At 67.0% G+C, this 7204-nt stretch carries 6 protein-coding genes; 5 read left to right on the top strand and 1 reads right to left on the bottom strand.

Going from position 1 to position 7204, the window contains the following annotated elements:
• Window positions 1-151: 151 nt before the first annotated feature.
• On the bottom strand, window positions 152-2899 hold the full coding sequence (gene aceE, locus ACFYR3_RS12725) for a pyruvate dehydrogenase (acetyl-transferring), homodimeric type (protein ID WP_355857044.1): 2748 nt from the start codon (window positions 2897-2899) through the stop codon (window positions 152-154).
• 466 nt (window positions 2900-3365) lie between these two features.
• On the opposite strand from aceE, the gene ACFYR3_RS12720 reads away from it, so the two are divergent.
• From ACFYR3_RS12720 to ACFYR3_RS12700, 5 genes are all read left to right on the top strand, one after another.
• A complete protein-coding gene (locus ACFYR3_RS12720) occupies window positions 3366-3794 on the top strand; it encodes a DUF3052 domain-containing protein (RefSeq protein ID WP_081217087.1) in 429 nt (142 codons plus the stop codon).
• A 239-nt stretch (window positions 3795-4033) separates the two neighbouring features.
• A complete protein-coding gene (locus ACFYR3_RS12715; RefSeq protein WP_355857041.1) occupies window positions 4034-4492 on the top strand; it encodes a peroxiredoxin in 459 nt (152 codons plus the stop codon).
• Window positions 4493-4606: 114 nt separating this feature from the next.
• Window positions 4607-5182, top strand: coding sequence for a TerD family protein (locus tag ACFYR3_RS12710; RefSeq protein ID WP_261702495.1), 576 nt, complete (start codon window positions 4607-4609; stop codon window positions 5180-5182).
• Between the two features lie 103 nt (window positions 5183-5285).
• Window positions 5286-5861 carry a TerD family protein gene (locus ACFYR3_RS12705; protein WP_328555764.1) on the top strand — a complete coding sequence of 192 codons (576 nt, stop codon included), beginning with the start codon at window positions 5286-5288 and terminating at the stop codon, window positions 5859-5861.
• Window positions 5862-5996: 135 nt separating this feature from the next.
• The gene (locus ACFYR3_RS12700; protein WP_389282769.1) at window positions 5997-7145 is read left to right on the top strand and encodes a DUF475 domain-containing protein; all 1149 of its coding nucleotides are present in this window, start codon (window positions 5997-5999) and stop codon (window positions 7143-7145) included.
• The last annotated feature ends 59 nt before the right edge of the window (window positions 7146-7204 follow it).

Genomic DNA, 7204 nt, shown 5'->3' with positions numbered 1-7204 from the left:
AACCGCCCCCGGGTGGCGGCGGGGGGGGGGGTGGTTGCCCCCCACCCCGGGGGGGTGCGCTTTTTTTTTTTTCGGGCGCTCATCGAAAAAATAAACCGGGGGGGGGGGGGGGCCCCCCCCCCCCCCCGCCCCTCATCCGTCGTACCAGTGGCTACGCGTCGCCACCCGCCGCGCCCGGGTCGGCCGCCGCCACGTCGAGCAGCTGATAGCGGTCGACCGCCTGCTTCAGCACCGACCGGTCGACCCTGCCCTCACGGGCCAGCTCGGTCAGCACGGCGACCACGATCGACTGCGCGTCGATGTGGAAGAAACGCCGGGCCGCGCCGCGCGTGTCCGCGAAGCCGAAGCCGTCCGCGCCGAGGGACTGGTAGGTGCCGGGCACCCAGCGGGCGATCTGGTCCGGAACCGATCGCATCCAGTCGGAGACGGCCACGAACGGACCCTGGGCGGCGGACAGCTTCCGCGTCACGTACGGGACGCGCTGCTCCTCCTCGGGGTGCAGCAGATTGTGCCGCTCCACGTCGACGGCCTCGCGCCGCAGCTCGTTCCAGGACGTCGCCGACCAGACGTCGGCCCTGACGTTCCACTCCTCGGCCAGGATCCGCTGCGCCTCCAGGGCCCACGGAACGGCGACACCGGAGGCCATGATCTGTGCGGGGATGGTGCCCGAGGTGCCCTCGCTGAAGCGGTGGAGGCCCTTCAGGATGCCTTCGGCGTCCACGTTCTCCGGCTCGGCCGGGTGCCGGAGCGGCTCGTTGTAGACGGTGAGGTAGTAGAAGACGTCCTCGCCGTGCGGGTGTTCCTCGGACGAGCCGTACATGCGGCGCAGACCGTCCTGGACGATGTGCGCGATCTCGAAGCCGAACGCCGGGTCGTAGGCGACGCAGCCCGGGTTCGTCGAGGCGAGCAGCTGAGAGTGGCCGTCCGCGTGCTGGAGGCCCTCACCGGTCAGCGTCGTACGTCCGGCGGTCGCGCCCAGGACGAAACCGCGCGCCAACTGGTCGGCCATCTGCCAGAACTGGTCACCCGTTCGCTGGAAACCGAACATCGAGTAGAAGACGTAGACCGGGATGAGCGGCTCGCCGTGGGTGGCGTACGCGGAGCCCGCCGCGATCAGCGAGGCCGTGCAGCCCGCCTCCGAGATGCCGTCGTGCAGCATCTGGCCGGTCGGCGACTCCTTGTAGGCGAGCAGCAGTTCGCGGTCCACCGACTCGTACTGCTGGCCGAGCGGGTTGTAGATCTTCGCACTCGGGAAGAACGAGTCCATGCCGAACGTGCGGTACTCGTCGGGCGCGATCAGTACGAAACGCCTGCCGATCTCCTTGTCCCGCATGAGGTCCTTGAGCAGCCGAACAAAGGCCATGGTCGTGGCGATGGACTGCTGACCCGAGCCCTTCTTCACGCTCGCGTACGTCTTGTCCTCGGGCAGGACCAGCGGCTTCGACCGCACGACACGCGTCGGGACGTACCCGCCGAGCCCCTTGCGGCGGTCGTGCATGTACTGGATCTCCTCCGAGTTCCGGCCCGGGTGGTAGTACGGCGGCGCGCCGTCCTCCAGCTCCCGGTCGGTGATCGGCAGGTGCAGCCGGTCGCGGAAGCCCTTGAGGTCGGCGACCGTCAGCTTCTTCATCTGGTGCGTGGCGTTGCGGCCCTCGAAGTTCGGGCCGAGCGTCCAGCCCTTGACCGTCTGCGCCAGGATCACCGTCGGCTGGCCCTTGTGCTCCTTGGCCGCCGAGAACGCCGCGAAGATCTTCTTGTGGTCGTGACCGCCGCGCCCGAGGTGCAGGATCTGGTCGTCGGTCATGCCATCGACCATCGCGCGCAGCCGGTGGTCGTCGCCGAAGAAGTGCTGGCGGATGTACGCGCCCGTCTCCGTGGCATACGTCTGGAACTGGCCGTCCGGCGTGGTGTTCAGCCGGTTGACCAGCACCCCGTCGCGGTCCTGCGCGAGCAGCGGGTCCCAGGTGCGGTCCCAGACCAGCTTGATGACGTTCCAGCCGGCGCCCCGGAACTGCGACTCCAGCTCTTGGATGATCTTGCCGTTGCCGCGCACCGGGCCGTCGAGGCGCTGGAGGTTGCAGTTCACGACGAAGGTCAGGTTGTCCAGGCCCTCGCGGGCGGCGATCGACAGCTGGCCGAGCGACTCCGGCTCGTCCATCTCGCCGTCGCCGAGGAACGCCCAGACGTGGGACTTGGAGGTGTCCGCGATCTCGCGCGCCTCCATGTAGCGGTTCATCCGCGCCTGGAAGATCGCGCCGAGCGGGCCGAGGCCCATCGACACGGTCGGGAACTCCCAGAAGTCCGGCATCAGCCGCGGGTGCGGGTACGAGGACAGCCCGTAGGGCGCCTTCGACTTCTCCTGGCGGAACGCGTCGAGCTGCTGCTCGGAGAGCCGGTCGAGGAGGAACGCGCGGGCGTAGATGCCCGGCGAGGCGTGCCCCTGGAAGAAGATCTGGTCGCCGCCGTCGCCCTCGTCCTTGCCGCGGAAGAAGTGGTTGAAGCCGACGTCGTAGAGCGAGGCGGAGGAGGCGAAGGTCGCGATGTGGCCGCCCACGCCGATGCCGGGGCGCTGCGCCCTGGAGACCATCACGGCGGCGTTCCAGCGGGTCGCGTTGAGGACCTTGCGCTCGATCTCCTCGTTGCCCGGGAAGAACGGCTCGTCCTTGGTGGCGATCGTGTTGACGTAGTCCGTGCTGCGCATCTCGGGCACGGCCACGCGCTTCTCGCGGGCCCGCTCGATCAGCCGCAGCATCAGATAGCGGGCCCGCTCGCGGCCGCGCTGGTCGACGGCGGCGTCAAGGGAGTCGAGCCACTCCTGAGTCTCCTCAGGGTCGAAGTCCGGGACCTGGCTGGGAAGGCCGCCAATGATGATCGGGTTGCGATCGGATCCGGAAGCCACGCTGTTCCTTCGCTGTCAGAGGGCTGTCTACGGTGGGTTTTCCCTGCATCTGCACCGATCACCATCGTGTACCTCGGGAACGCGTACGTCATCTCTACTAGGGGGTAACCGAGACGTCCGTGCAGACCGTTGGGACGGGCCCGACCAAAACGTAACGATACGCTCAGGGCGTGACGCGTTCCGCAAAGCCGTTCGGCTCTCGTACGCTCCAAGGGTTCCGAATGGAATAAATGGGGCAGAAGAGTGTGGTGCCCGTCACGTGGCGTCATGACGGCCCGCCGGGAGTTGCGTCGGCAGTGCCAGGATCGTCACCGTTTCGGCGGTCTCGACGGCCGGGTACTTGCGCGATCCGCTCCGCCCGTGTGGACTACGGCCAACGCTTCGCGCACGCGCGTGGCTGAGACTCCCCCGACTCTGGACGAGCAGGGGGAGACCCCAATCCCGAAACATGATCAGGAGGCAAGCCGTGAGCGCGACCGCGGACCACGCGGAGGAGCGGACCAACCCGGCCGCCAGGCTGGGGTTCGAGCCCGGACAGGTGGTCCAGGAGATCGGCTTCGACGACGACGTTGACCACGAGCTCCGTGAAGGCATCGAATCGCTGATCGGCCAGGATCTGGTCGACGAGGACTACGACGACGTCGCTGACGTGGTGCTGTTGTGGTTCCGGGACGAGGACGGCGATCTCACGGACGCACTGGTGGACGTCATCGGTCTCCTTGAGGACGGCGGCATGATCTGGCTGCTGACCCCGAAGACCGGCAGGGACGGTTACGTCGAGCCCAGCGACATCAGTGATGCCGCACAGACAGCCGGCCTCTCCCAGACGAAGAGCATCTCCGTCGGCAAGGAATGGTCGGGCACCCGCCTGGCCACTCCCAAGTCGAAGCGCTGAGCTGCAGCCCCGTCTGCAAGCAGAGCATCTGTGAGGCCCCCGCCGAGCCACCTCGGCGGGGGCCTCACGCATACCCCGGACCGGCCCGGCGGGGGCCTCACGCAGGCCTGTGAGCCGGCCCGGCGGGGCCTCACGCACACGCCCGGGCGACCCAGCGGGGGTCGCGCCGCGGCCGGGAGTCGATCACTGCGTACGCTGGTCGTCACCCGAACAGACCTTTGGAAGGGAAGCGAGTGAATATGGCCATCGAGGTCGGCACCAAGGCCCCGGACTTCGAGCTGAAGGACAACCACGGCGCCACCGTGAAACTGTCCGACTTCCGTGGCGAGAAGAACGTCGTACTGCTCTTCTACCCCTTCGCTTTCACCGGCGTGTGCACCGGCGAGCTGTGCTCCCTGCGCGACAACCTGCCGCAGTTCGCCGACCGCGACACCCAGCTCCTCGCGGTCTCCAACGACTCCATCCACACCCTGCGCGTCTTCGCCGAGCAGGAGGGCCTGGAGTACCCGCTTCTCTCCGACTTCTGGCCGCACGGCAACATTTCGCGCGCGTACGGCGTCTTCGACGAGGACAAGGGCTGCGCCGTGCGCGGCACGTTCATCATCGACAAGGAAGGCGTCGTCCGCTGGACGGTCGTCAACGCGCTGCCGGACGCGCGTGACCTGAACGAGTACGTCAAGGCGCTCGACACCCTGTGATTCTTCGGTTCCAAGCCCTGCAAGGCACGGGAACCCGTCACTAGGATCGAACCGTTGATCCGATACCAACGCACCTACGGGGCTCCCCGCCCCTGAACACCATTGGGAGGACTCGTGGGAGTCAGCCTCAGCAAGGGCGGCAACGTATCGCTGTCGAAGGAGGCCCCGGGACTGACCGCGGTCATCGTCGGTCTGGGATGGGACGCCCGTACCACCACCGGCGTGGACTTCGACCTCGACGCCAGCGCCATCCTCACGAACGCGGACGGCAAGGTCAGCTCCGACCAGAACTTCGTGTTCTTCAACAACCTGAAGAGCCCGGACGGCTCGGTCGAGCACACCGGCGACAACATCACCGGTGAGGGCGAGGGCGACGACGAGCAGATCAAGGTCAATCTCGCCACCGTTCCCGCCGACATCACGAAGATCGTGTTCCCGGTCTCCATCTACGAGGCCGAGAACCGCCAGCAGTCCTTCGGGCAGGTGCGCAACGCGTACATCCGCGTGGTGAACCAGGCCGGCGAGGCGGAGATCGCGCGCTACGACCTCTCCGAGGACGCCTCGACGGAGACCGCGATGGTCTTCGGCGAGCTCTACCGCAACGGCGCCGAGTGGAAGTTCCGTGCCATCGGCCAGGGCTACGCCTCGGGCCTGCGCGGCATCGCGCAGGACTTCGGCGTCAACGTCTGAGCCGACAGGGCCTCGGGCATCCCGGTCCGGTGCCGCACCACCTCGGTGCGGCACCGGATCCGCCGTACCAAGTGAAGATCGAACCTCGGGGAGGACCAGCATCATGGGCGTCACGCTCGCCAAGGGGGGCAATGTCTCCCTCTCGAAGGCCGCACCGAACCTCACACAGGTGATGATCGGGCTCGGCTGGGACGCGCGCTCCACCACCGGAGCCGACTTCGACCTCGACGCCAGCGCCCTGCTGTGCAGCGGCGGCCGGGTGCTCGGGGACGAGTGGTTCATCTTCTACAACCAGCTCAAGAGCCCGGACGGCTCGGTCGAGCACACCGGTGACAACCTCACGGGTGAGGGCGAGGGCGACGACGAGTCGATCCTGATCGATCTCGCCAAGGTTCCGGCCAATGTCGACAAGATCGTTTTCCCGGTCTCCATCCATGACGCGGACAACCGCGGCCAGACCTTCGGCCAGGTCAGCAACGCCTTCATCCGGGTCGTCAACCAGGCCGACGGCCAGGAGCTCGCCCGCTACGACCTCTCCGAGGACGCCTCCACGGAAACGGCGATGATCTTCGGCGAGGTCTACCGCTACAACAGCGAGTGGAAGTTCCGAGCGGTCGGCCAGGGGTACGCGTCGGGACTGCGGGGCATCGCGCTCGACTTCGGCGTCAACGTTTCCTAGGCCCACCTGCGTCAGCCGAAGGCGGCCCCTTAGACTTCGTGGTCAACAGTAGGTAAAGCCGAGTACGGCGCGGGGGCGACCCTCCCCCAAGCTAACGCTTGGGGGTGCCCCCACCACACGATGATTGGGTAGCCAGTGCTTCTGAAAACCTTCGGCTGGTCGTTCGCGATTACCGCGCTCGGCCTGGTCGCAGCGGCCGTCTACGGGGGGTGGACCGCCTTCGGCATCGTGGCGATCCTGGCCGTCCTGGAGATCTCGCTGTCCTTCGACAACGCGGTGGTCAACGCCGGAATCCTGAAGAAGATGAGTGCCTTCTGGCAGAAGATCTTCCTCACCGTCGGTGTGCTGATCGCCGTCTTCGGCATGCGCCTGGTCTTCCCCGTCGTGATCGTCGCCATCAGCGCCAAGATCGGCCCGATCGACGCGGTCGATCTCGCGCTGAACGACAAGGACAAGTACCAGCAGCTGGTGACCGACGCCCACCCGTCGATCGCGGCCTTCGGTGGCATGTTCCTGCTGATGATCTTCCTCGACTTCATCTTCGAGGACCGGGACATCCAGTGGCTGCGCTGGATCGAGCGCCCGCTGGCCAAGCTCGGCAAGGTCGACATGCTGTCTGTCTGCATCGCCCTGATCGTCCTGCTGATCAGCTCCATGACCTTCGCGGTCCACGCCCACCAGCACGGCGGGGCACACGTCGACAAGGCGCAGACGGTGCTGGTCTCCGGCATCGCGGGCCTGATCACGTACATGGTCGTCGGCGGACTCTCCGGCTACTTCGAGGACAGGCTCGAAGAGGACGAGGAGCGCGAACACGAGGAAGAGGAGGAGGCCGAGCGGAGCGGCAAGAAGAAGCCGGCCGTCGTCCTCGCCGGCCAGGCCGCGTTCTTCATGTTCCTCTACCTGGAAGTGCTGGACGCCTCGTTCTCCTTCGACGGTGTCATCGGCGCCTTCGCCATCACCAACGACATCGTGCTGATGGCGCTCGGCCTCGGCATCGGCGCCATGTACGTCCGGTCGCTCACGGTCTACCTGGTCCGCCAGGGCACCCTCGACGACTACGTCTACCTGGAGCACGGCGCGCACTACGCGATCGGTGCCCTCGCCATGATCCTCCTCGTGACCATCCAGTACGAGATCAACGAGGTCATCACCGGCCTCGTCGGCGTCGTCCTGATCGGCTGGTCCTTCTGGTCGTCGGTGCGCCGCAACAAGGCGCTCGCCGAGGCCGAGGGAAAAGGCCCGACCTCGGACGAGAAGGCTGAGGTCTCGTCCGGGGTGTGACACCCCTTTGGCTGAGGAACGCTCTGAGCGGGGCGGTCGTCGAGGACAAGTCCTCTGCG

Origin of the sequence: Streptomyces sp. NPDC005784 (genome assembly GCF_042871525.1) — a bacterium.
GTDB lineage: Bacteria > Actinomycetota > Actinomycetes > Streptomycetales > Streptomycetaceae > Streptomyces.
Note: the sequence above shows the minus strand (reverse complement) of the source record. Positions and strands in the feature narration are given on the sequence as shown.

Bases quoted from the DNA above. Each gene is read 5' to 3' on its own strand.
- ACFYR3_RS12715 (WP_355857041.1), top strand. From the start codon at position 4,034: ATGGCCATCGAGGTCGGCACCAAGGCCCCGGACTTCGAGCTGAAGGAC.
- ACFYR3_RS12705 (WP_328555764.1), top strand. From the start codon at position 5,286: ATGGGCGTCACGCTCGCCAAGGGGGGCAATGTCTCCCTCTCGAAGGCC.